This is a genomic window from Pannonibacter phragmitetus (genome assembly GCF_050510895.1).
GTDB classification, from domain to species: Bacteria; Pseudomonadota; Alphaproteobacteria; order Rhizobiales; family Stappiaceae; genus Pannonibacter; species Pannonibacter phragmitetus_B.
Genome location: NZ_JBNINT010000001.1, coordinates 2,173,082 through 2,197,103, shown reverse-complemented (window position 1 = coordinate 2,197,103; position 24,022 = coordinate 2,173,082). Strand labels below are relative to the sequence as shown.

Here is a 24,022-nt window from a genome sequence, read left to right as displayed (position 1 = left end):
AGGTACGGCAGGGGCAAGGCTCATGATGGGGCCCATGGTTCAAAGTGGCGCTCTCATGTCGTAGCTCTAATCCTTCGATGACGCAAACGTCCTGTTGCACAGCGCTTCCATCCGGCAATGTCAGGCATAAGCAGAAGCGTCCGCTGTCATCTCCAGCCCCGCCGCAGGCGGGCTGTAGGAGTGGTGACAGGGGCGGCGGCCGGACATGCCGCTCCTTGGGTGGTCGACAGAAGGGAAACGCCATGAAGATCCTTGTCGCTGTGAAGCGGGTGGTTGATTACAACGTCAAGATCCGCGTCAAACCCGACGGAACCGGCGTTGAACTGGCCAACGTGAAGATGTCGATGAACCCGTTTGACGAGATCGCTGTCGAACAGGCCATCCGCATCAAGGAAGCAGGGCAGGCGTCCGAGATTATCGCTGTCTCTGTCGGTCCGGTGCAGGCGCAGGATGTTCTGCGCACAGCTCTTGCGATGGGTGCCGATCGGGCAATCCTGATCTTTGCCGAGGACCGGGTCGAGCCTTTGGGTGTCGCAAAGATCTTGCAGAAGGTGGCCCAGACAGAGGCGGCGGAGTTAGTAATTCTGGGCAAGCAGGCTATTGACGATGACTGCAACCAGACTGGCCAGATGCTGTCGGCGCTGCTTGGCTGGAGCCAGGCCACCTTTGCCTCGAAGGTTGAATTGTCTCAGGACAAGGCGCTCGTCACGCGTGAGATCGATAGCGGCCTTCAGCAGATCGAAGTGACGCTGCCCGCTGTCGTGACCGCGGATCTGCGTCTCAATGAGCCGCGCTATGCGAGCCTGCCCAACATCATGAAGGCCAAGAAGAAGCCGCTTGTTCAGCAGACGGCGGAGGAACTGGGCGTGGACATCGCCCCGCGTCTTCGTGTCCTGCGCGTCGAAGAGCCGGGCACCCGCCCTGCCGGTGTGAAGGTCGCCAATGTTGCCGAGCTTCTGGACAAGCTGAAAACCGAAGCCGCCGTCATCTGATGCAGGGAGCTAACGACATGGCCATTCTTCTCTTTGCCGACCACGACAATGCCTCCTTGTCCGGCCACAGCGCCCGCGCATTGAGCGCCGCGCTGCAGATCGGCGGTGACGTTGATATTCTGATTGCGGGTCAGAATGCGGCACCGGCTGCACAGGCTGCTGCGGGTCTTGCGGGCGTCCGCCGTGTCCTTCTGGCAGAAAGCGACGCGCTGTCAGAACGGCTGGCGGAACCAACGGCTGCGCTGATCCTCTCGCTTGCAGGCAGCTATGACACCATCCTTGCGCCCGCAACGAGCAGCGGCAAGAATGTGATGCCGCGTGTCGCTGCGCTTCTGGACGTGATGCAGGTCTCCGAAGTGACCGCAATCCTCGCGCCGGATACTTTCAAGCGCCCGGTCTATGCCGGCAACGCCATTGAAACCGTTCAGGCGCCGGGGCCGGTCCGTGTGCTGACCATTCGCTCGGCCAGCTTCACACCTGCGGCCTCTGGCAGCGCGCCTGTCGACGTCGTCACCGTTGAGGCCCCTGCGGCGCCGGGTCTGTCTGTCTTCCGCGAGAATCTTCTGTCGGTCAGTGACCGCCCTGATCTCTCGTCGGCGAGGATTGTCGTCTCGGGCGGCCGTGCGCTCGGCTCCAAAGAGCGGTTCGAGCAGGTGATCAATCCGCTGGCCGACAAGCTGGGTGCCGCCGTCGGGGCCAGCCGCGCTGCGGTGGACGCCGGCTATGCCGCAAACGACTATCAGGTCGGGCAGACGGGCAAGGTCGTCGCTCCGGATCTCTACATTGCCTGCGGCATTTCCGGCGCCATCCAGCATTTGGCGGGCATGAAGGACAGCCGTATCATCGTCGCTATCAATACCGATGCCGAAGCGCCGATCTTCCAGGTCGCAGACTACGGCATCGTCGGCGACATCTTCGACGTCCTGCCCGAGCTGGAGCGCGCCCTGTGAGCACCATGACTGCTGCCGGAAGCCCGCCGGGGAGAGCTGCGATCATCGACGGCCGGGCTCACGCCGATGCGCTCGGTGCCCGCATCGCGCAGCAGGTGCAGGATTTTGCCCGGCATACTGGCCGAAGGCCCGGCCTTGCCGTTGTGCTTGTCGGCAACGATCCTGCCAGCGAAGTCTATGTCCGCAGCAAAGGGCGCATGGCGCGCAAGCTGGGAATGGAGAGCTTTGAGCATGTGCTGCCTGAAACCGTCCCGCAGGCGGATCTTCTGGCACTCGTCGCCCAGCTGAATGCGGATGATGCCGTTGACGGCATTCTCGTGCAGCTGCCCCTGCCGCAGGGGCTCGACAGCCTTGCGGTTATCGAGGCGATTGATCCGGCGAAGGACGTGGACGGCCTGCACCCCGTGAATGCAGGCTATCTTGCTTCGGGTTTGCCGGGTTTGGTGTCCTGTACGCCACTTGGCTGCCTGATGCTCTTGAAGGAGAGCCTCGGGGAGCTTGCCGGGCTGGACGCAATTGTCGTTGGCCGGTCCATTCTGGTCGGCAAGCCGATGGCCCAGCTGCTGCTTGCCGCCAACTGCACTGTCACGCTGGCCCATTCGCGGACGGTTGACCTCGCTGGCAAGGTTGGCCGGGCAGATATCGTGGTGGCGGCTGTCGGGTCAGCCGGGATGATCCGCGGCGAATGGATCAAGCCAGGTGCGACCGTGATCGATGTGGGCACCAGCCGTGTGCCGCGCAATGGCAAGAACCACCTGGTGGGTGACGTCGATTTCGCTGGCGCCAGTCTGCGCGCACGAGCCATCACGCCTGTACCGGGCGGGGTGGGGCCGATGACCATCATGACGCTGATGCACAACACGCTGATTGCCGCCTGCCGCCGGGCAGGGCTCCCGCCGCTGAGCTGAATTGACGAGTTTCCCGCTGCCTTGCGTGGCGGGCACATGATCTGTACCCATGATCCGCGGCCCCGCCGTTTTGCCGCAGTCTTGAAGGATGAAGAATATGTCCACGTTTCCATCCCGCGCCCGCGTTGTCATTGTCGGTCTCGGCGGCATTGTCGGTGCCTCTGTTGCTCATCACCTGATCGAAAACGGATGGGATGATATTGTGGGCATCGACAAGTCGGGCATCCCGACGGACATTGGCTCTACGGCTCATGCCTCCGATTTCTGCTATGCGACCAGCCACGACTTCCTGTCCTGCTGGACGACCATGTACTCCATGGACTTCTACGAGAAGCTCGGCAACTACCAGCGCATCGGCGGGCTTGAAGTCGCACGTGTGGGTGACGATGCCCGTATGGCCGAACTGAAGCGCAAGGTGGACTCCGGACGCGCCTTCGGCACCAACGTGACCATGATCTCGGCTGCAGAGGCCAAGGAGAAGTTCCCGCTTCTGGAAGAGGATCAGATTCAGGGCGCGCTGTGGGACCCGGATGCCGGCCTTGTTGTGCCGCGCTCGCAGACGGTTGCCGCCAAGCTCGTGGACATGGCCGAGGCGGCTGGCAAGTTGAAGATCTTTGCCAACACCCCGGCGCTTGAGCTTCTGCACGAGAATGGCCGCGTCACCGGCGTGCGCACGACGCGTGGAACGATCATGGCCGATTACGTGGTGGTCTGCGCAGGTCTCTGGGGCCGCCTGATTGCCGGACTGGCGGGCGAGGACCTGCCGGTGATGCCGGTCGATCACCCGCTGACCTTCTTCGGCCCCTACAATGAATTTGCCGGCACCGGCCTCGAAATCGGCCGTCCGCTGCTGCGCGATCAGGGCAATTCGGCCTATCTGCGCGACACCGGTGATCCCAACACCACCGAAGGCGGTCAGATCGAGTGGGGCTACTACTACGAAAAGGACGTGCGGATGGTCCATCCGCGCGATCTCCTTGAAAAGCACGAGGCGCGGCTGTCCCCTCGCAGCGCGATCTGGTGCTGGAAGATGTGATCGAGCCGCTTGAGCGGGCGATGGAACTGACGCCGATTCTGGCCGAACTGGGCTTCAACGAAAGCCATTCCTTCAACGGGCTTCTTCAGACGACGACCGACGGCGGGCCTTCCATGGGCGAAAGCCGCAAGCTGCGGGGCCTGTGGTATGCCGTGGCGATCTGGGTCAAGGATGGCCCGGGCATGGGCAAGCTGATTGCGGACTGGATGACCAAGGGCCGCACGGATATCGATCACAACCGCATCGACTATGCGCGCTTCAGCGATTTCCAGCTGACGGAGGATTTCATCTGGGGCCGCTGCGAGGAAACCGCCGCCAAAATCTACAACCCGCCGGTCCATCCGCGTGAGCCCTTCGCCAATGGCCGTGGTATCCGCCGTTCGCCCTTCTACGAGCGTGAGAAGGAGCTGGGCGGCTATTTCATGGAGCTGGGCGGCTGGGAGCGTGCGCATGGCTATGCAGCCAATGAGCACCTTCTCGAGAAATATGCCGGTCAGGTGCCAGTTCGGGAGAACGAGTGGGACAGCCGCCACTTCTGGCGCGTTTCCAACGCCGAGCAGCTGGAGATGAGCGCCGATTGCGGCATCATCAACCTGTCGCATTTCCACATGACCGACATCTCGGGGCCGGATCATGTCGCATTGATGGAATGGCTCTGCGCGGCCAAGATCGGCGGCGACGCGAACATCGGGAAGGGCATCTACACCCATATGCTGGACGAGGAAGGCATGGTTCGCGCTGACTTCACGGTCTTCCGCATGGAGGACCGTTGCCGTCTGGTGAATGGTGCTGATGCAGGGCCGCGTGATCAGATGTATATGCGCCGCGTGGCGCAGGACAAGGGCTTCGACGTCACCATCACCGATGTGACCGAGGACTACACCACCATCGGCATCTGGGGCCCGAACGCTCGCGAGAATCTCAAGAAGGTCGTCGCCGATCCCGATGCGCTGGACGTGGCAAACTTCCCCTTCGCCGCCATCCGGCAGATCGAGATCGCGGGCTGCAAGGTCATGGCCTTCCGCATTTCCTATGTCGGTGAGCAGGGCTGGGAGCTGCACATGCGCTATTCCGACGGTCTGGCCGTCTGGGATGCGCTGCGCGGGGCAGGGGTGATGGCGGTTGGTGTCGAGACCTATGCCAACTCGCGCCGTCTGGAAAAGTCGCTGCGTCTGCAGAACGCCGACCTTCTGACGCAATACAACCTCTTCGAGGCAGACCTTGCCCGTCCGAAGGTCAAGGAGCCGGATTTCGTCGGCAAGGCAAAGCACGTCGAATACCGTGCCCGCGAACATCAGCCGGCAATGCTCTGCACGCTGGTGATGACCGATAACACCGACAGCACGGGCACCGCCCGCTACCCCGTCGGGACCCTGCCGGTGATGGATCCGGACACGGGCAAGGTACTGGTCGACACTCTCGGCCGCCGCTCCTACACCACGTCGATTGCCTATGGTCCGACCATCGGCAAGAACATCGCACTGGCCTATCTGCCTTGGGAATACTGTCAGATCGGCCGCAAGCTGCAGGTCAGCTACTTCGACGAACTCTATCCCGTTGAAGTTGCTGGTATCGGTTACGCACCTCTCTATGACCCGCAGAACCTCAAGCCCAGAAGCTGAGCGAAGCCTGGTTTAGCTGAGCTAACGTCATTGGCCTTCGCCTTGAGCGAAGGCCAATGATCGTGGAGCGGCCAATAGAAAACGGATTGCCGGGGTATGACCTATGGCCTTCTGCCTTTTGCCGGGCAGGGCTTTGGTCATGCCCTTTTCGTGTTTGGACAATCGACTGGACAGTCTGAGCGCGTGCGTGCCCTTGCCGTTGTTGTGACAAGAACCAGCCCTCTTAAGGCAGAGTGGGCCGCTGGTCTGCCCGTGTTGGCGCCTGCGTATTGCCGGGCCCGGCACACTGATCGATCAACCAGTTTGCGAGAAGCCGGGCGTCCTCGGAGGCATGGCCGTGGATGCGCAGATAAAAGGGCCATGGCGAGGGAAGCGCCTCCGGCACAAGGGGCACTAGCCTGCCTGTCTGAAGATGGTCTTCCAGCAGCGCGTCCCAGCCGAGAACCGCGCCGATACTGTCTTCCGCGGCCTGAAGTGAGACGAGGTAGTTGTTGAGTGAAAAGCCGGGGCCTTGAGGCTCGGTTCCGGCCAGCGCCCCAAACCAGTCGCGCCAGGTCGTCCATCCTGGCTGGTCCGAACGGGTGTGGATCAGCGGCGCCCGCGCCAGATCCTTCAGCGTGCGAGATCTGATGGCGCTCGTCGAACTGCCGTGTGCCGAGCGCAAGAATCCGCCCCTGCATCAGCACCACCGTTTCATCCGCCACCTCTGACGGATCGCCGTAATGGATGCTTAGATCAACCCCTTCAGGCGCAACGCCATCCTGAACGACCTGCGACAGGGTGATGTCCGGGCGAAGTGCGAAAAAACCGGCAAGCCGCGGCGTCAGCCAGAGGGTGCTGACGGCTGTCGTCGCAGCAATCGAGACGCCGGAGCGCACGGGGCCGTTACGGATGCGGCTCACTCCTTCCGAAATCCGCTCTAACCCGCGCTGAAGCGCAACGAACAGCAAGGCTCCGGCCTCTGTCAGTTCCACGCCCCGGTAGTGGCGGACAAACAAATTCTGGCCCAGCTCCTGTTCCAGCGTCTTGATCCGGTGGCTAACGGCTGCTGGCGTCACGTTCAGTTCGGCAGAGGCACGCTTGAAGCTCAAATGCCTTGCCGCCACCTCGAAACAGGCAAGATCGCCAAGCGGAGGAAGGTTGTATGGCTTGGGCATGATGTCGTTTCCGGTACAGGAAGGGTCGCTGCCGTGACGAAATGGCATGCGTTTAGCTGGGCTAATCTCACATGAGAATTTACCCTCTTGTCAAGGAACAGCCGGACTGGCTTCGTTGCAAGTAGATCAACCCGGCTTTTCAGGAGCCTACCATGCCAGGATACACCCAGCCTCTCTCCGAACTGCTTGCCCAGCACAAGCCCGGTTATGGTCTGCCGCAGGCCTTTTACACTTCGGCTGAAGTGTTTGCCGAAGACATGGAGACGATCTTCTACCGCGACTGGCTGTTTGCATTTCCGGCCTGTTCGCTGGAAAAGCCTGGCAGCTACCAGCGTCTTCGGATCGGCGCCTATGACGTGGTCGTGGTGCGCGACAATCAGGGGAACATCCAGGCATTTCACAATTCCTGCCGGCATCGTGGCTCGGTCATCTGCACCTCGCCTAAGGGACGTCTGGCCAAGCTGACCTGCCCCTATCACCAGTGGACCTATGGCCTCGATGGCAAGCTGGTCTGGGCGCGTGACATGGGCGCGGATTTTGACCCGTCCCAGCACAGCCTGAAGCCCGTCCATTGCCGCGTCGTTGCTGGGCTGGTCTATATCTGCCTTGCGGCGGATGCGCCTGATTTCGAAGAATTTGCAAGCACCGTGACGCCTTATCTTGGCGTTCACGATCTGAGCGATGCCAAGATCGCTTTCCAGTCCACCATCATCGAGAATGGCAACTGGAAGCTTGTCTGGGAGAACAACCGCGAGTGCTATCACTGCGCGGGCAACCACCCCGACCTCTGCCGCACCTATCCGGAAGATCCTTCGATCACTGGTGTCAGTCCGGATGGAACCTTCCCTGAAAAGGTTGAGAACCACTTCAACCGCCTGGAAGGCGCCGGTGCCCCTTCGCGCTTCAAGATGGCGCAGGACGGCCAGTTCCGCGTGGCGCGGATGCCGCTGCTGGATGGGGCGGAGAGCTACACGCTCGACGGCAAGATTGCGGTCCAGAATCCGCTTGGCCGGGTTCCGTTCCTGGATGCTGGCACGCTGCTTCTGTTCCACTATCCGACGACCTGGAACCACTTCCTGGCCGATCATTCGATCACCTTCCGCGTGACCCCGATCAGCCCCATGGAAACCGAGGTGCAGACGACCTGGCTGGTCAACAAGGATGCGGTTGAGGGCGTCGATTATGATCTGAAGAACCTGACGACGGTCTGGGAGCATACCAACGACGAAGACCGCCGCGTGGTTGAACATAATCAGCAGGGCATTTGTTCGCCCGCTTATGAGCCGGGGCCCTATTCGACCCTGCATGAGGACGGCGTAATCCAGTTTGTGAACTGGTATCTTGACCGCATGCGCACCCGCCAGCCGGGCCTCGCAATCGCGGCGGAGTGAAGTTGATATGGTTGATGCCCTGCAGGCCGTGACGGCAAAATGGACCGATGACGAACTTTTGGAATGCGTCTCGATCCTGCCGGAAGCCCCTGATGTCGTGACGGTCTGTTTTCAGGCGCCGTCCGGCCGCCCATTTGTCTTTCTGGCCGGTCAGTTCCTCACGCTGGAACTGCCGGTGCCAGGCGGCCCGATCTACCGGACTTATACGATCTCATCGTCACCGAGCCGGCCGAAGTCGCTGACGATTACCATCAAGGCGCAGCCGGACAGTATCGGCACGCGCTGGATCATGAACAACGTGCGGCCGGGAACAAGGCTGAAGGTCAAGGGGCCTGGTGGGCGTTTCACGTCCACCCATTTCCCGGCGAAAAAGTACCTCTTCATCTCTGCCGGTTCGGGCATCACGCCCATGATGTCGATGACCACCGAGTTTTACGACCTTGGCCGTAACTGTGACATCGTCTTCGTGAACTGCGCAAAACGCCCTTCCGAAATCATCTTCAAGCGCAGGCTTGAGCATATGGCTTCCCGGATCGAAGGGCTGGACCTGAAATGGGTCGTGCAGGAAAGCGATATCTATCAGCCGTGGACCGGGTACATGGGGCGCTTCAACCAGCTGATGCTGGGTCTGATGGCGCCGGATTACCTTGAGCGCGAGGTGTTCTGCTGCGGGCCGGAAGGCTTCATGCAGTCGGTCAGCGAAGCGCTGGCTGGCCTCGGCTTCGACATGGCCCACTATCATCAGGAAAGCTTCGGCACACCTGAGGCTGGTGAGGTGCCCGTGGTCGAGACGGGCACGAGCTCCGATGCAGTGGAAGAGACGGCGAAGCTGGTGTTCGAGGACTCCGGCGTTACTCACGATTGCAGCACCATGGACACCGTTCTGCATGCGGCCCGTGCAGCCGGTGTGGCTATTCCCTTCGGCTGCAGTATGGGCGTGTGTGGCAGCTGCCGCATCCGCAAGCTGTCGGGTGAGGTGCACATGGTCCACAATGGCGGGATCAGCGATGACGAGATCGAGGAAGGCTACATCCTTGCCTGCTGCTCGAACCCTCGCGGCACCGTCACTCTTGAGGCGTAGGACCAGCGCCGGCTAACCTGCCGCTGCGGATTTCACCTGGTGTCAGCCCGCGCTCGGCCTTCAACGCACGCGCCAGATGCGGCGCGTCGCAAAAGCCGCAGGCGAGTGCAATTTCCGTCACTGACTGTTCGGTCCGGCGCAGCCGGGCCGAAGCGCGGTCCAGCCGGATTTCCAGATAGATACGGCGGGGCGACTGCCCAAGATCTGCTTGGAACCGGCGTTCCAGCGTTCGGCGGGCAGCTCCGAGCGCGGCCGCGATCTGGTCGACGCTCAGTGTCTGTTCGATGTTCTGCTGCATCTTCAAGACGGCCCGCTTGACCAGCTCATCCCTTGCCTGCCTTGCGAGCATCTGGCCGGGTTGGGCGCGCTGGCCGCTGAGCGCATCCTCAATCATCATGATGTTAAGGCTCTTCGTTGCGGCAGACTGCCCGACGTGGCGCTGCACCAGAAATGCGGCCAGATGTGCCGCGCCATATCCGCCGGAGCAGGTAAGCCGGTCGCGGTCCACCACGAAGATCTGGTCCGAAATCGGTGTCTCGTTGTCGAACCGGTCGATGAAATCCTGATGGTGGAACCAGCTGACGCAGCAGCGGTAGCCTTGCAACAGGCCAGCAGCCTGCAGCGTGAACACCCCGGTGCACAGTCCAACCAGTGGCACGCCCTGCGCCGCTGTTTCCGTAATGAAGTCGAGCGACTGCGGGCCAAAGGCGGCCCGGTCGCTGATCAGCCCGCCAACGACCACGAGATAATCAAAGGCTCCCGCCCGGCGGAGCTGGGTATCGGGCTGCACCCGCACGCCGCAGCTTGAGCGGATGGGTTCCATGCGTTCTGCCAGTACGGTCCAGTCGCACAGAATCCGCCTCGACTTGTCGGCATCATCTGATGCCAGCCGCAAGACATCCACGAAATTGGCAAAAGCCGACAGCGTGAACTGGTCGGCCAGAAGGAAGGCGACGCGCAGGCGGGCAGGGGGATGGCACGGGCAGGTGTCATGACGCGATCCTACATGACACCTGGCGCAAATCTACAGTCAAGGAGCGGGACGAGACCCTAATGTGACACTCAGCTGCGATTAAGAGGATCCCGCTATGCAACGTTTCTCTGCCATGTCCCTGCTCAAGAACGCGTTGACAGGCCACAAGAACTGGCGCGAGCAGTGGCCGGACAGCCAGCCCAAGGCCGAATATGATGTGATCATTGTCGGGGCGGGCGGACATGGTCTGGGCGCGGCCTATTACCTAGCCAAGGAACATGGCATCGCCAATGTCGCGGTGATCGACAAGGGCTGGCTGGGCGGCGGCAACACGGGGCGGAACACGACGATCATCCGCTCCAACTATCTCTATGACGAAAGCGCCCGGCTCTACGATCATGCTCTGGACCTTTGGGAGAACCTCAGTCAGGAGCTGAACTACAACGTCATGTATTCCAAGCGCGGCGTGATGATGCTGGCGCATAATGTCCATGACGTGCAGTCCTTCCAGCGCCACATTCACGCCAACCGGCTCAATGGGGTTGATAACCGCTGGCTGACGGCAGCCGAAGCCAAGGCCTTCTGTCCGCCACTGAACATCAGCCCGGATGCGCGCTATCCGGTCATGGGGGCGGCGCTGCAGATGCGTGCGGGAACAGCGCGCCACGACGCGGTGGCATGGGGCTATGCACGGGCGGCGGCGGCCCGGGGCGTCGACATCATCCAGAACTGCCCGGTGACGGCGATCCGGCGCGGGCCCGATGGCAGCGTCATCGGCGTCGAAACCGCCAGAGGGTTCATCAAGGCGAAGAAGGTTGCCGTTTCCGCCGCCGGTCACACCAGCGTTGTCATGGACAGCGCCGGTGTGCGTATGCCGCTGGAAAGCTATCCGTTGCAGGCGCTGGTCAGCGAGCCGGTGAAGCCCATTTTCCCGTGCGTCGTCATGTCGAACACGGTTCACGCCTATATCAGCCAGTCCGACAAGGGCGAGCTCGTGATCGGTTCGGGCACTGACCAGTACACCAGCTACAGCCAGCGCGGCGGCCTGCCGCTGATCGAGCACACGGTGGCGGCAATCTGCGAAGTGTTCCCGATTTTCAACCGGATGCGGATGCTCCGCAAGTGGGGCGGCATCGTGGACGTAACGCCTGACCGCAGCGCCATCCTCGGCAAGACGTCGGTCAAGGGGCTTTACGTCAACTGCGGATGGGGCACCGGTGGCTTCAAGGCGACGCCGGGCGCCGCCCACACGCTGGCCTGGACCGTCGCCAAGGACGAGCCGCATCCGGCTAACGCCCCCTTCACCCTGGAACGCTTCACCACCGGCCGTCTGATCGACGAGGCCGCTGCCGCCGCCGTCGCGCACTGAGAGGTTTCCGATGCTCCTGATCCATTGTCCTTATTGCGACGAAACCCTGCCTGAGCTCGAGTTTGCCTATGCGGGCGAGGCCCATATCGCGCGCCCGGCAGACCCTTCCGCTCTCTCGGACGAGGAATGGCGTGATTTCCTCTTCATCCGCACCAACGCACGCGGGAAGCATTTTGAACGCTGGCGGCACATTCACGGCTGCGGCCGCTTTTTCAACGCCTGCCGCGACACGGTCAGCGACAGGTTCCTGAAAACATACAAGGCCGGCGAAGTACGTCCGGCACAGACCGAACTGGAGGGCGTGGAATGAGCCGCTATCGCGTCCCCGGCCTGGGCCGGATTGATCCCGCCAAGCCTGTCAGCTTCACCTTTGATGGCCGCCATTATTCAGGTCTTCGCGGTGACACGGTCGCATCGGCGCTGCTGGCCAATGGCGTGCATCTGATGGGCCGTTCCTTCAAGTATCACCGCCCCCGCGGGCCGGTGAGCGCCGGTACGGAAGAGCCGAACGCCCTGATCGGCACCTCACGTGGACCGGGCCGGTTCGAGCCGAACACCCGTGCCACCGTGCAGGAACTGCGCGAAGGGCTGATGGCGGAAAGCCAGAACAAGTGGCCATCGCTGAAGTTCGATATCGGGGCGGTGAACGACCGCGCCTACATGCTGTTTTCCGCTGGCTTCTACTACAAGACCTTCATGTGGCCGCGCAGCTTCTGGGACAAGGTCTATGAGCCTTTCATTCGCGCTGCCGCTGGCCTTGGCAAATCGCCCACAGAGCCGGACCCGGACAATTATGCCTCGCGCTATCTGCATACGGATGTGCTGGTCGTGGGCGGCGGTGCAGCTGGCATCGCGGCAGCCCTGACTGCAGCGCAATCCGGCGCCAAGGTTGTTCTGGTTGATGAGAACCCGGAAATGGGGGCTCGCTTCTGTCTGATCCGTCTGTGCAGATCGAGGGGATGAGCGCCTGGTCCTGGCTTGACGAGCAGCTTTCCCAGCTGCGTGCGACCGGTGTCACGCTGATGACGCGGACAACGGCCATCGGCTACTATCATCAGAACATGGTTGGTCTGACCGAGCGGCTGACCGACCATCTGGACCAGCCTCCGCAGGGGGCTCCGCGTGAACGGATGTGGCGGGTTCGTGCGCAACAGGTCGTGCTGGCGCAGGGCGCGCTGGAAAAGCCGCTTGTCTTTGACGGAAACGACCGTCCGGGCGTGATGCTGGCTGGCGCGGCACAGACCTACCTCAACCGCTATGGCGTCAAGGTTGGCGACTGCGCGGCCGTGGTCACGAGCCACGACAGCGCCTGGTATGCCGCCTTCGATCTTTCGGACGCAGGCTGCCGGATTGCAGCCATTGCCGACACGCGTGGTCAGGTTCGCCCTGACCTTGTCGAGGCGGCGCGCCGCCGTGGAATTGAGGTGCTGACCAGCCACACTGCGACTGCCACCTATGGCCGTCTGCGCGTCAGCGGCGTGCGCGTCAACCCGGTCCACAATGGCAAGGCCGGTGCGGGCCGCAAGATTGCCTGTGATGCACTTCTGATTTCGGGGGCTGGACGCCCTCGCTGCATCTCTTCTCCCACACCAAAGGCTCACTGAGCTGGGACCAGGAGAGCCGTACCTTCCTGCCGGGTCACAAGACGGAAGACTGCCAGATCGCCGGCGCGGGACGCGGGCTCTGGGGCTATGGTCCTGTGCTGGAGGACGGCGCGCGCGCCGGGCTTGCTGTGGCAGAGGCGCTGGGCCGGACTGCAAAGATGCTGGCGGCCCGGGTCGAGGGCGACCGCCCTGGAACGGGGACCAGCCAGACCGAACTTCCGACCGACCGCAGCGCAGGCAAGGCCAAGGCCTTCATCGACTTCCAGAATGATGTGACCGCCAAAGACATTCGTCTGGCCGTCCGGGAGGGCATGCGCTCGATCGAGCATGTGAAGCGTTACACCACGAACGGCATGGCGACCGATCAGGGCAAGATGTCGAACATCAATGGTCTGATGATCGCAGCCGACGCACTGGGCAAGGCCCCGCCTGAGGTGGGCCTCACCACCTTCCGGCCGCCTTATACGCCGACGAGCTTCGGTGCCTTTGCGGGCTATCACAAGGGCGACACCTTCGAACTGACCCGCAAGACGCCCATCGACCCCTGGGCTGAAGCGAACGGCGCGGTATTCGAGCCCGTCTCGCTGTGGCGCAGGGCCTGGTATTTCCCGAAAGCGGGCGAAGACATGCACGCCGCCGTCGCACGCGAATGCCGGGAGACACGCGCCTCCGCAGGTATGTTCGATGCGTCCACCCTCGGCAAGATCGAGGTCGCGGGCCCCGATGCGGTCGAGTTCATGAACCGCATGTACACCAACCCCTGGGCCAAGCTGCAGCCGGGCCGCTGCCGGTATGGCTTGCTGCTTGGTGAAGATGGCTTCATCCGGGACGATGGCGTGATCGGGCGGCTTTCGAACGATCTGTTCCATGTCACCACCACCACGGGCGGAGCCGCCCGGGTGTTGAACATGATGGAAGACTATCTTCAGACCGAGTGGCCGGACCTGAATGTCTGGCTGACCTCCACGACCGAGCAATGGGCAACCGTTGCGGTCAACGGACCGAATGCCCGCAAGGTGCTTGAGCCGCTGGTTGAGGGACAGGACATGTCAGATGCGGCCTTCCCGCACATGTCGGTGGCGGAATGCACCGTCGCGGGTTTCCCGGCGCGTCTCTTCCGCGTCAGCTTTACCGGTGAACTTGGTTTTGAAATCAACGTTCCCGCCCGTCACGGCCTTGCGCTCTGGAAGGCGATCTTTGAGGCCGGAAAGCCCTACGGCATCTGCCCCTATGGCACGGAAACGATGCACGTCCTGCGCGCCGAGAAGGGCTACATCATCGTGGGGCAGGACACGGATGGAACGATCACGCCGCAGGATGCGGGGCTCGACTGGGCTGTGGGCAAGGCCAAGAAAGACTTTGTCGGCAAGCGCTCACTCGCCCGTCCCGACATCGTGGCACCGAACCGCAAGCAGCTCGTTGGCCTTCTGACCGAGGACCGTTCCAGACTGGAGGAGGGGGCACAGATCGTGCTGGACCCGAACCAGAAGCTGCCGATGACGATGGTGGGACATGTCACTTCGTCCTATGACTCGGTTGCACTCGGGCGGCCCATCGCAATGGCGGTGATCGCAGGCGGGCACAGCCGCATGGGCGAGACAGTGTATATTCCGATGCCGCATGGCACGGTGCGCGCCACGATCACCTCGACGAACTTCTACGACCCTGAAGGCGAACGGCTGAAGGCCTGAGGAGCGCGACATGACCATACAACGCCATGACTTCACCGATGGGCCTTTCGTTCTGGAAGAGCTGGGCTCGTCTCCCCGGTTTTCCCTGCGGGTCAAGCAGGAGAACCGCGCCACGCTGGCGCAGGCTCTCGGTCTGGAGCTGCCGGATCGTGTCAGCCACAAATCCAATGCAGGCGCGACCGAAGTTCTGTGCATTGGGCCTGACGAGTGGGTGATCCTTGTGCCCGAAGCCGGGCGTCAGGCCCTGATTGCTGCAGGAGCTGAAGCCTATGCCCGGATCCCGCACAGCCTCGTTGAGATCAGCGACCGCGAGATCACGCTGCGCCTGTCCGGGCCTCAGGCCCTGACCGCGCTGACGGCTGCCTGTCCGCGTGACCTGGATGCGCTGCCTGTTGGCCGCGCCGTCCGGACGCTGTTTGACAGCGCGACCGTGATCCTGTGGCGCGACGGGCCGGACAGCTTCCGCATGGATGTGTGGCGCAGTTTCCTGCCCCATGTCCGGGCGATCCTGACCAAGGTCTCGGCTGAGCTCAAAGCCGGCCTCTGAACTGGCTTCATCGACATGTTTTTCTGCGGCCCGCTGGCCTTAGACCGTCACGCTCTCTAGAAAGGATTTCGCATGTTCGACACCAATATTCAGGCGATTTCGGACAAGGCCATCGCCGGTGCCATTTCCCGCGAGCTGGTGCGTCAGCAGGATCAGATCGAGCTGATCGCGTCGGAGAACATTGTTTCGCCTGACGTTCTGGCGGCTCAGGGATCTGTTCTGACGAACAAGTACGCCGAGGGATATCCCGGCAAGCGCTACTACGGCGGCTGCGAGTTCGTGGACGAGGTTGAGGACATCGCCCGTGACCGCCTGAAGCAGCTGTTCGGGGCCGCACATGCCAACGTGCAGCCGCATTCCGGTGCTCAGGCCAACCAGGCCGTCTTCCTCGCGCTGCTGCAGCCGGGTGACAAGATCATGGGCCTGTCACTGGCTCATGGCGGGCATCTGACCCACGGTTCGCCGGTCACCATGTCGGGCAAGTGGTTCAACGTCGGTTCCTACGAGGTTGAAGAGAACACGCATTTGATCGACATGGTGAAAGTCCGCGAGAAAGCGCTCGCCGAGCGGCCGAAGCTGATCGTGGCAGGTGCTTCCGCCTATCCGCGTCACATGGATTTCGCCGCCTTCCGCGCCATTGCGGATGAGGTTGGTGCCTATCTGATGGTTGATATGGCCCATTATGCGGGTCTGATTGCTGCGGGCGAGTACCCGAACCCGGTGCCGCACGCTCATGTGACCACCTCGACGACACACAAGACCCTGCGCGGCCCGCGTGGCGGCGTCATTCTGACCAATGACGGCGATCTGGCGAAGAAGCTCAACTCTGCCGTATTCCCCGGCAACCAGGGCGGCCCGCTGATGCATGTTATCGCTGCCAAGGCGGTTGCCTTCGGCGAAGCGCTTCAGCCCTCGTTCAAGGACTATGCAAAAGCGGTCATCGCCAATGCGCGTGCGCTCGCAGATACGCTTATTGAGGGCGGCGTCGGCATCGTTTCGGGCGGGACGGACTGCCACATGGTCCTGTGCGATCTGCGCCCGCTTGGTGTCACCGGCAAGGCTGCGGAGATCGCTCTCGAACGGGCGGGCCTGACCTGCAACAAGAACGCCATTCCGTTTGATCCGGAAAAGCCCTTCGTCACGTCCGGCATCCGTCTGGGCAGTTCGGCTGGCACCACACGTGGCTTTGGCGAGGCTGAGTTCCGGCAGATCGGACAGATGATCCTGCGTGTTCTGCGCGCTCTGGGAGCGAACCCGGATGGGGATGCGGCGCTTGAAGCTTCCATCCGCGCCGAAGTCAAGGCAATGTGCGACCGCTATCCAATCTACGGGGCTTGAATGTTCCTCTCGGTCTTCGACATTTTCAAGATCGGCATCGGCCCATCGTCCTCACACACGATGGGCCCGATGGTCGCTGCTGCGCGTTTCCTTGACGACCTGCGTGGCGGGAGCGGCCAGGTGACTGGCATGGCCCGTCCGCACCGGCTTCACGCAAGCCTGCATGGCAGTCTCGCCTTCACAGGCAAGGGGCATGCGACCGACCGCGCCGTGATCCTCGGTCTGTGTGGTTTGCGGCCGGACACGATGGACCCAAACCGCGCCGAGGAAATTGAGGCCGAAGTACGCAGCACCGGCCGCGTGAACCCGGACGGCCTGGGCAGCCTGATCTTTGAGCCGGACCGTGATCTCGTCTTTGACTACGGCCCGGCGCTGCCGGGCCATCCGAACGGCATGATCCTGAAGGCCTTCGATGCTGAGGGTCAGATTTGCCACGAGCAGACCTATTACTCTGTTGGCGGCGGTTTTGTCGTGACCAGTGCGGAGCTGGAGGGGCTTCAGGCGGGGGAGGCCCCCATTCAGGACATTGCCATCGTGCCATATCCGTTTGAAACGGCGGCGCAGATGCTTGAGATGGGCGCAGCTTCTGGCAAGACGATTGCCCAGATGAAGCGCGCCAACGAGGAGGCGCGGCTGGGTGATAAGCTGGGCGGACAGCTCTACGAGAGACTCGATGTAATCTGGGCCGCCATGAACGGCTGCATTACACGGGGGTTGACGCAGGAGGGCATTCTGCCGGGCGGCCTCAAGGTGCGCCGCCGGGCACGCTCGATCCACCGGCAGCTGGAAGGAGAGCGCGGGCAGAACCTCAGCCAGCCGCATCAGGCAAATGACTGGCTCAGCGTCTATGCCATGGCTGTGAACGAGGAGAACGCCGCCGGTGGCCGGGTTGTGACCTCACCGACCAATGGTGCCGCCGGTGTCGTGCCGGCCGTGGGGCGCTACTATCTCGACCACTGCGTCGGGGCGGATCAGGAGAAGATCCGCGACTACCTGCTGGTGGCAGCTGCCATCGGCGGCTTGATCAAGCACAATGCCTCAATCTCGGGTGCCGAGGTTGGCTGCCAGGGGAGGTCGGATCGGCTTCGGCCATGGCGGCGGCGGGGCTCTGCGCGGTGCTGGGCGGCACAAATGCACAGGTCGAGAACGCAGCCGAAATCGCGCTGGAGCATCACCTTGGCATGACCTGCGATCCGGCTGCAGGGCTCGTCCAGGTTCCTTGTATCGAGCGTAATGCCCTCGGCGCGATCAAGGCCGTCTCTGCCGCAAGCCTTGCCTTGCGCGGCGACGGCACGCATTTCCTGCCACTGGACAATTGCATCCGGGTGATGCGGGACACCGGCCGGGACATGAACGACCGGTATAAGGAAACATCCCAGGGCGGCATCGCCGTCAACTTGCCGGAATGCTGACCGGCAGATGATTCCGAATTTGCCGGTTCCCGGCCGCGCTCGTGTCCCGGGAGCCGGAATCCGAGCATTTTGCTTCGGATATTGATAGGGGGCGGCGGATGCCCGGAGCGAACCCTTTTTCACGCTCCCGGCCTTGGCCGGTGCGTCTTGGCAGTGCTACCAATAGGCCTCCTGCCGCACACTGCTTCCGTGTGTGCCAATGTTCTGCAAGCGGGTGGGCCGCTGCTGGTTGAGGTTCGCCTCCGGCCATGGTCCATCCGGACGGATCACGGATCATGACGCAATCAGATATGCAGCCTCCAGAGATGGAAACAGGGGCAGCTTCAGCACCGCAGACCGGGGAGGACCTTCCGGCGCGGGTCTGGGCTTTCCGGGGCGTCCGCGCTGCCATTTCCATTCCGGGCTTTATTCTGGCCGCAGCTTTTGTCGGCTATGCAGGTCTGGCACGGGAAAGCGGGCTGACACTGCCGCAGACGCTGCTGATGGCGGGCCTTGTCTGGGCGCTGCCCAGCATCGTGGTGTTGACGGGGGCGATTGCCTCTGGCGTGGGCTTCATACCGGCGGCCATTGCGGTGGCGCTGGCGTCCGTGCGCTTGATGCCGATGACCGTTGCGCTGATGCCGGTGCTGCGGGCGGAGAGGAAAGCGCCCACCTGGCTGCTGCTGTTCGCTTCGCATTTCGTCGCCATCACGGCCTGGGTCTTTGCCATGCGAAACCTGCCGGATCTGCCAAGGTCCGGGCGGCTGCCGTTTTTCCTCGGCTTTGCCTGTTTTCTCACTGGCACGGTGACGATTGTGACCGGCGTTTCCTATGTGCTGATTGAAGCCATGCCGCCGATGGTGGCCGGTGCTCTGTTCCTGCTGACGCCGGTCTATTTCCTTTGTTCGCTCTGGACCGCAGGCCGTCTTCCCACCGACAAGCTGGCGATGATCCTTGGTCTTGTCCTGGGGCCATTGTTCTATTGGCTTATGCCGGGGCCAGATCTGCTGATCACCGGCGCTGTCGGCGGTACGGCGGCTTATCTTGCCGTGCGTATTGCCCGCCGGGCCGGGTGGGGGCTGAGTGATGGCCACAGAAGCCACGTTGATGCAGGGCGCGGCCAGCTGGTGGCCCTATGTGATGATCATTTTTGCCGGTTGGCTGGCGACGGATATCTGGCGCTGGCTTGGCGTTCTGGCAGCTGGAAACCTGCGCGAGGACAGCGAAATCCTCATCTTCGTGCGTTCCATCGCCACGGCTCTGGTCGCGGGCGTGATCTCGAAGCTGATCCTTTTTCCGAGCGGGGCGCTGGCGGAAACCTCCGTCTGGCTGCGCGTCACGGCCGCGCTTTGCGGCTTTGCCGCTTTCCATGCCGCCCGGCAGACCGTGTTCGCCGGGGTACTTGCCGCCGAAGCCGTTCTCATCGGTGGCTGGCTGCTGTTGGGGTGATACCAACTCCCGGCAAGAGAGGCGCAGCGGGAGCTGGTATCAACCAACAGCGTTTTTGAATTATGCCAGCGCAGCGCGGATCTTGTCTGCCTGTTCGGCCAGAACGGCCTGATCGGCCATGGCGCTGGTGTGGGGGCGCAAGGCGACGCCTTCAAAGCGCGGGATCACGTGGAAATGGGTGTGGAACACTACCTGGCCACCAGCGCTTTCCGAAAACTGCTGGATTGTCGTGCCATCGGCGCTGAAGGCCTTCATCAGGGCCTGCGCCATCTTCTTCACGGTCGCCATGACGGCGAAGAGGTCTTCCTCTGCGATATCGAGAATGTTGCGGGAAGGCGCCTTGGGGACCACCAGCACATGGCCGTCGCCGCGGGGCATGATGTCCATGATCACCAGCGTCTTTTCGTCTTCATAGAGCTTGTGGCAGGGCAGTTCGCCGCGCAGGATCTTGGCAAAGACATTGCTGTCGTCATAGGCAGGGCTGGTCATCAGTCTCTCCGTTCAAGGGTGTTTGCGGGCACCCTAGCTGCCCCCTCGACGCCGGGCAACGGGCATTTGCGCTGCAGGGTGCTGCATTGACTCTGTTTCTGAAGGCGCTGATTCAGCTTGTGAAACGCGCCTCTCAACCCTCTGAGGACTCTGCGTCACATGCAGCTCCGGTGGCCTGGTCCTGTCCGCCTTTGCGGAAGGGGGCATGCTCTGCGAGCATGGCTGCATCCATCTCGACCGCACGCCGCTCCCGCTCCAGATAATCGGCAACGGCAGCCCTGAGGCCCGGATGGGCGATCCAGTGGGCGGAGCGGGTGAGGCGGGGCAGGTAGCCGCGCGCCAGCTTGTGCTCGCCTTGTGCACCTGCTTCCACCACCTTCAGACCATGGGCGATGGCAAAGTCGATGGCCTGATAGTAGCAAAGCTCGAAATGCAGGAAGGGGTGATGCTCCGTGCAGCCCCAGTTCCGGCCAAAGAGGGTGTCCGAACCGATGAAGTTCAGCGCTCCGGCAATATAGCGCCCCTCGCGTTTGGCCATCACCAGCAGAATGCGCTCCGCCATACGCTCGCCCACAAGCGAGAAGAAGCGCCGGTTGAGATAGGGCCGGCCCCATTTGCGTGCGCCGGTGTCCATGTAAAAGGCGAAGAATGCATCCCAATGGGCCTCGGTCAGATCACGGCCCGTCACCCACTCCACCTCGATACCGGCAGACAGGGCTTCCTTGCGCTCCTTGCGGATCGACTTGCGCTTGCGTGAGGCAAGGTCCTCCAGAAAACCGTCAAAGCTTGAATAATCCCTGTTCTCCCAGTGGAACTGCTGGTCGGTGCGCAGCAGATAGCCAGCATGGCCCAGCTGGTTCCATTCCGGTTCCGTCAGGAACGTGGCGTGGACGGACGAGGCACCTGACTGGCGGCAGACCTCCACGAGCCCCTGCGACAGGGCAGCGATGCCGGTTTCCCGGTCAAGATCAGGATGGGTGAGGAAGCGGCGGCCTGTTGCAGGCGTGAAGGGGACGCTGACCTGAAGCTTGGGATAATATTCCCCGCCCGCCCGGTGAAACGCTTCGGCCCAGCCATGGTCGAACACATATTCGCCCTGCGAATGGCTCTTCAGCCAGGCCGGAACCGCGCCCAGCAATTGTCCGTCTTCCGCTTCCAGCAGCAGATGGCGCGGCGCCCAGCCGCTGCGGGCAGAGGCGCAGCCAGATTCCTCTAACGTTTGCAAAAAGGCGTGACAGATAAAGGGGTTGAAGTCCGGTCCGGATTCAGTTTCTGAAGCCTGAAGACGTCCGCCTGGGCCCAGAGTCCAACCCGGATTGGCGAGCCTGTCCCAGTCTTCCGCAGCAACGCTGCCAAGGCTATTGGCTATGCGCAGCGTCACCGCAAGGCCGCCGTCCTGATCTGCCGGTGTGTTGCCGCTCATGCGACCGCTATCCTCAAGGCTGACTGGCGCGGGAGGTTTGCGCCTCGCTTAAAGGGTAGAGCCTGCGCCGTTCAGTGCAAGAGGCCTTAAGCAGATTTTGCAGTATGCGGTTTCGATCGCAGACGGCCTCACACCTTGTCGGTGTCAAAGCCCTCGAAAATGATCTGGTCGGCAAAGGCGAGGGCGCGCTGACGGTCGGCCGGGTCGCGCACGGTCCAGGTCATGATCGGCAGACCGAAGAACTTGCGCAGGATGCTCGGCCCCATCATCGGCAAGTCCTTGTAATGATAGGAGATGAAATGCGGCTTGGTGCGCGGGGCGTGCAGCAGGTGGCGGTGGATGAAGCGCTGCATGCGCGTCAGCTGGCGGTATTCACCCTTGTTGGGCGTGCTGTCGGCAACGATGCCGCGCGGGATTTCCGGAGCGTATTCGCGCAGAACGGACAGCATGTCCGGGTCGAAGGATTTCAGCACCAGCGGGCCCTTGTAGCCGCGCACCGTATCGGCAACGCCGCGCACAAAATCCGCCTGCGCATCCGGCTTCATCAGGGATTTGACCTCGACGACCAGCGTCACCTTGCCGTTCACCTGCTCCAGCAGCTCTTCCAGCAGCCAGAGCCGGTCTGTGCCCTTTTTCATGCGGATGGCAGTCAGTTCGGCAGCGGTATGTGACAGAACAGGGCCCGTGCCTTCGGCCAGCCTGTCCAGATCATCATCATGGAACACGAGCGCCCGGCCATCAGCGGTTTCCTGCACGTCCACCTCAATGGCGTAATTGCGCGTCATCGCCTCGGCAACGGCGGTGGGGCTGTTCTCCATGATGCCGGCGGAAGCCGTATGGAAGCCGCGGTGGGCAATCGGGCGGGAGACGATCCAGGAATGGTCGGTCATGAGAAATGATCCGGAATGGCGGCAATGGCCGCGTCATGAGATAAGAATGCTCCGGGCAGGCAGCCCGCCCGGAGCATTAGCCGAAGATTATTCGACTTCGATGACAGCCTCGACCTCGACGGCAACGCCGAAGGGCAGGGAGGCGACGGAGACGGAGGTGCGGGCGTGGCGGCCCTTGTCACCAAACACCTCGACGATGAAGTCAGAGCAGCCGTTGACGACCTGCGACTGCTGGGTGAATTCCGGCGTGGAATTGATCATGCCGGTCAGCTTGACGACGCGCACCACCTTGTCGAGGTCGCCGACGGCGGCCTTGGTCTGGGCGAGGATGTTGATAGCGCACAGGCGGGCACAGGCGGCGCCTTCCTCAACGCTGAACTCCGCACCGACCTTGCCGACATACTCGATGCCGTTCGGGCCAATCGGAATCTGGCCAGCGATGAACAGCAGATTGCCGGTGCGTACCACCGGAACATAATTGGCCTGCGGAGCAACGGGAACCGGCAGGGTGACGCCGAGTTCGGCAAGGCGGGCTTCGATGGTACCAGACATGGAATCTTCCTCTGAAAAGGGGCGGGAACCGGCGCCAGTGATTGCGCAAATTTGCACGTCCGGCAAGGGCTTCCGGGCTTTCAGCCGCTTGAAACTGACGGCAGGAAGCTGACTTGCGGCATCTTTGGGGGCAAACTTGCTTCGCGCTGCTTCAAACTTGCCCGAATTGGTAGCGAGTGTGCTAGGGAAAGGGCTGCTGTCTGACAGTTCGTGGGTTCGAGCGAGGAGTGATTGATGTCGGGAAAACGAGCAGCCGTTCCTATCTTCAAGGGGTACTGGCGCGCCTGGCCAATCTTTCTATCCGGCATGATCGGGTTTGCGGGAGCGGGCAGCGCCGCCGCCTTCGCCAAGGCCGGGCCTCTGCCGCTGATGCCGCACCGTGCGGTCTATGACATGAAGCTCTCGGATGCAGGGGATGGTGTCAGCATCTCCGATGTCACCGGGCGCATGGTCTATGAAATGACGGGTTCGGCCTGCGAGGGATATGCGGTCAATTTGCGGATTGTCACCCGCTTTGTGGATGACAGCGGCATCTCAAGCCTCACGGACCTTCGCAACTCCACTTTCGAGGAACCAGAGGCCAACACCCTGGAATTCCTCAGCCAGACCTATTCCGGCCAGGCCCTGACCGTGGAAACCCGCGGTACGGCCGAGGAAAAGGACAACGGCCTGATCATCAGTCTCACCGAGCCCGAGGAAAAAAGGTCGAGACAGGCAAGGATGTCTACTACCCGATCTCTCACATTCAGGCGCTGATCAACGCGGCGAAAGAGGGCGGCTCTTTCTTCGAGGCGGATGTATTTGACGGAGCGGAGACTGGCGAAAAAGTCTATGGCACCGCAGCCGTCATCGGTGCGGCCCAGTCGGGCGAAGACGTGCCGGGTGAGGAAGAGGCCAAGGCCGTGTCCGGCATCGGAGCAGGCCTGCGCTGGCCGGTTACGATCGCCTATTTCGATCCGGAACTCGACCATGGCGGCGAGGCAACACCCGTCTATCAGATCAGCTTCCTGCTTTATGAAAATGGCGTCAGCCGCAAGCTGAAGCTCGACTACGGCGACTTCAAGCTCGAAGGCAAGCTGACCAATTTCGAGGCCCTTCCGGCGGCAGCCCTTGCGACGAATAAGAAAAGCCGCCCGTAAGTCAGGTCCGGGCGGCTTTTCTTGTTGCGA

16 protein-coding genes and 6 pseudogenes are annotated in these 24,022 nt (G+C 62.3%); 15 read left to right on the top strand and 7 right to left on the bottom strand.

Going from position 1 to position 24,022, the window contains the following annotated elements:
• Positions 1-242: 242 nt before the first annotated feature.
• The 4 genes and pseudogenes from ACQB61_RS10310 (at position 243) to ACQB61_RS10295 (ending at position 5,508) form a co-directional block, all read left to right on the top strand.
• A complete protein-coding gene (locus tag ACQB61_RS10310; protein WP_430512561.1) occupies positions 243-992 on the top strand; it encodes an electron transfer flavoprotein subunit beta/FixA family protein in 750 nt (249 codons plus the stop codon).
• 17 nt (positions 993-1,009) lie between these two features.
• Positions 1,010-1,942 (top strand): electron transfer flavoprotein subunit alpha/FixB family protein, encoded by a 933-nt coding sequence (locus tag ACQB61_RS10305; RefSeq protein WP_430512560.1) that lies wholly within the window; start codon positions 1,010-1,012, stop codon positions 1,940-1,942.
• A 5-nt stretch (positions 1,943-1,947) separates the two neighbouring features.
• Entirely contained in the window at positions 1,948-2,850 is a 903-nt protein-coding gene (gene folD, locus ACQB61_RS10300) for a bifunctional methylenetetrahydrofolate dehydrogenase/methenyltetrahydrofolate cyclohydrolase FolD (protein WP_430514343.1), read from the top strand.
• A 97-nt stretch (positions 2,851-2,947) separates the two neighbouring features.
• Positions 2,948-5,508, top strand: a pseudogene (locus tag ACQB61_RS10295) (GcvT family protein).
• Between the two features lie 223 nt (positions 5,509-5,731).
• On the opposite strand, the gene ACQB61_RS10290 reads toward ACQB61_RS10295, so the two are convergent.
• Both ACQB61_RS10290 and ACQB61_RS10285 read right to left on the bottom strand, forming a co-directional pair.
• Positions 5,732-6,172 carry a LysR substrate-binding domain-containing protein gene (locus ACQB61_RS10290; RefSeq protein ID WP_430512559.1) on the bottom strand — a complete coding sequence of 147 codons (441 nt, stop codon included), beginning with the start codon at positions 6,170-6,172 and terminating at the stop codon, positions 5,732-5,734.
• A gap of 349 nt (positions 6,173-6,521) precedes the next feature.
• Positions 6,522-6,665, bottom strand: a pseudogene (locus tag ACQB61_RS10285) (LysR family transcriptional regulator); the annotation flags it as partial.
• 152 nt (positions 6,666-6,817) lie between these two features.
• Here ACQB61_RS10285 and ACQB61_RS10280 point away from each other — a divergent pair.
• Together ACQB61_RS10280 and ACQB61_RS10275 are read left to right on the top strand one after the other, a co-directional pair.
• A complete protein-coding gene (locus ACQB61_RS10280) occupies positions 6,818-8,056 on the top strand; it encodes an aromatic ring-hydroxylating oxygenase subunit alpha (RefSeq protein WP_430512558.1) in 1,239 nt (412 codons plus the stop codon).
• A gap of 7 nt (positions 8,057-8,063) precedes the next feature.
• Positions 8,064-9,137: a 2Fe-2S iron-sulfur cluster-binding protein gene (locus tag ACQB61_RS10275; RefSeq protein ID WP_430512557.1), complete on the top strand. Its 1,074-nt coding sequence runs from the start codon at positions 8,064-8,066 to the stop codon at positions 9,135-9,137.
• Here the strand turns inward: ACQB61_RS10275 and ACQB61_RS10270 are convergent.
• Entirely contained in the window at positions 9,121-10,161 is a 1,041-nt protein-coding gene (locus ACQB61_RS10270; RefSeq protein ID WP_430514342.1) for a GlxA family transcriptional regulator, read from the bottom strand. The genes ACQB61_RS10275 and ACQB61_RS10270 overlap by 17 nt on opposite strands.
• Before the next feature lie 64 nt (positions 10,162-10,225).
• Here ACQB61_RS10270 and ACQB61_RS10265 point away from each other — a divergent pair, with 64 nt between their 5' ends.
• The 8 genes and pseudogenes from ACQB61_RS10265 to ACQB61_RS10230 all read left to right on the top strand — a co-directional run bounded on the left by ACQB61_RS10265 (position 10,226) and on the right by ACQB61_RS10230 (position 19,499).
• Positions 10,226-11,479 carry a sarcosine oxidase subunit beta family protein gene (locus tag ACQB61_RS10265; protein WP_430512556.1) on the top strand — a complete coding sequence of 418 codons (1,254 nt, stop codon included), beginning with the start codon at positions 10,226-10,228 and terminating at the stop codon, positions 11,477-11,479.
• A 10-nt stretch (positions 11,480-11,489) separates the two neighbouring features.
• Positions 11,490-11,789 carry a sarcosine oxidase subunit delta gene (locus ACQB61_RS10260; RefSeq protein WP_430512555.1) on the top strand — a complete coding sequence of 100 codons (300 nt, stop codon included), beginning with the start codon at positions 11,490-11,492 and terminating at the stop codon, positions 11,787-11,789.
• Positions 11,786-14,774 (top strand): annotated as a pseudogene (locus ACQB61_RS10255) (sarcosine oxidase subunit alpha). Before ACQB61_RS10260 ends, ACQB61_RS10255 begins: the two are co-directional and overlap by 4 nt.
• Before the next feature lie 10 nt (positions 14,775-14,784).
• Positions 14,785-15,321 carry a sarcosine oxidase subunit gamma gene (locus ACQB61_RS10250; protein WP_430512554.1) on the top strand — a complete coding sequence of 179 codons (537 nt, stop codon included), beginning with the start codon at positions 14,785-14,787 and terminating at the stop codon, positions 15,319-15,321.
• Positions 15,322-15,393: 72 nt separating this feature from the next.
• On the top strand, positions 15,394-16,659 hold the full coding sequence (gene glyA, locus ACQB61_RS10245; RefSeq protein WP_430512553.1) for a serine hydroxymethyltransferase: 1,266 nt from the start codon (positions 15,394-15,396) through the stop codon (positions 16,657-16,659).
• Positions 16,660-18,071 (top strand): annotated as a pseudogene (locus ACQB61_RS10240) (L-serine ammonia-lyase).
• 248 nt (positions 18,072-18,319) lie between these two features.
• Positions 18,320-18,835: pseudogene (locus tag ACQB61_RS10235) on the top strand (AzlC family ABC transporter permease); the annotation flags it as partial.
• Between the two features lie 301 nt (positions 18,836-19,136).
• Positions 19,137-19,499 (top strand): AzlD domain-containing protein, encoded by a 363-nt coding sequence (locus ACQB61_RS10230; RefSeq protein WP_430512552.1) that lies wholly within the window; start codon positions 19,137-19,139, stop codon positions 19,497-19,499.
• A 60-nt stretch (positions 19,500-19,559) separates the two neighbouring features.
• On the opposite strand, the gene ACQB61_RS10225 is transcribed toward ACQB61_RS10230, so the two are convergent.
• The 4 genes from ACQB61_RS10225 to ACQB61_RS10210 all read right to left on the bottom strand — a co-directional run bounded on the left by ACQB61_RS10225 (position 19,560) and on the right by ACQB61_RS10210 (position 22,853).
• Positions 19,560-19,988, bottom strand: coding sequence for an HIT family protein (locus ACQB61_RS10225; RefSeq protein ID WP_430512551.1), 429 nt, complete (start codon positions 19,986-19,988; stop codon positions 19,560-19,562).
• Positions 19,989-20,121: 133 nt separating this feature from the next.
• Complete coding sequence (locus ACQB61_RS10220) at positions 20,122-21,411, bottom strand: GNAT family N-acetyltransferase (protein WP_430512550.1); 1,290 nt, start codon at positions 21,409-21,411, stop codon at positions 20,122-20,124.
• 128 nt (positions 21,412-21,539) lie between these two features.
• Positions 21,540-22,301 carry a glycerophosphodiester phosphodiesterase family protein gene (locus tag ACQB61_RS10215; RefSeq protein ID WP_430512549.1) on the bottom strand — a complete coding sequence of 254 codons (762 nt, stop codon included), beginning with the start codon at positions 22,299-22,301 and terminating at the stop codon, positions 21,540-21,542.
• Between the two features lie 87 nt (positions 22,302-22,388).
• A complete protein-coding gene (locus ACQB61_RS10210) occupies positions 22,389-22,853 on the bottom strand; it encodes a RidA family protein (RefSeq protein ID WP_430512548.1) in 465 nt (154 codons plus the stop codon).
• A gap of 234 nt (positions 22,854-23,087) precedes the next feature.
• Between ACQB61_RS10210 and ACQB61_RS10205 the strand changes: the two are divergent.
• Positions 23,088-23,992, top strand: a pseudogene (locus ACQB61_RS10205) (cell envelope integrity EipB family protein).
• Positions 23,993-24,022: the final 30 nt, after the last annotated feature.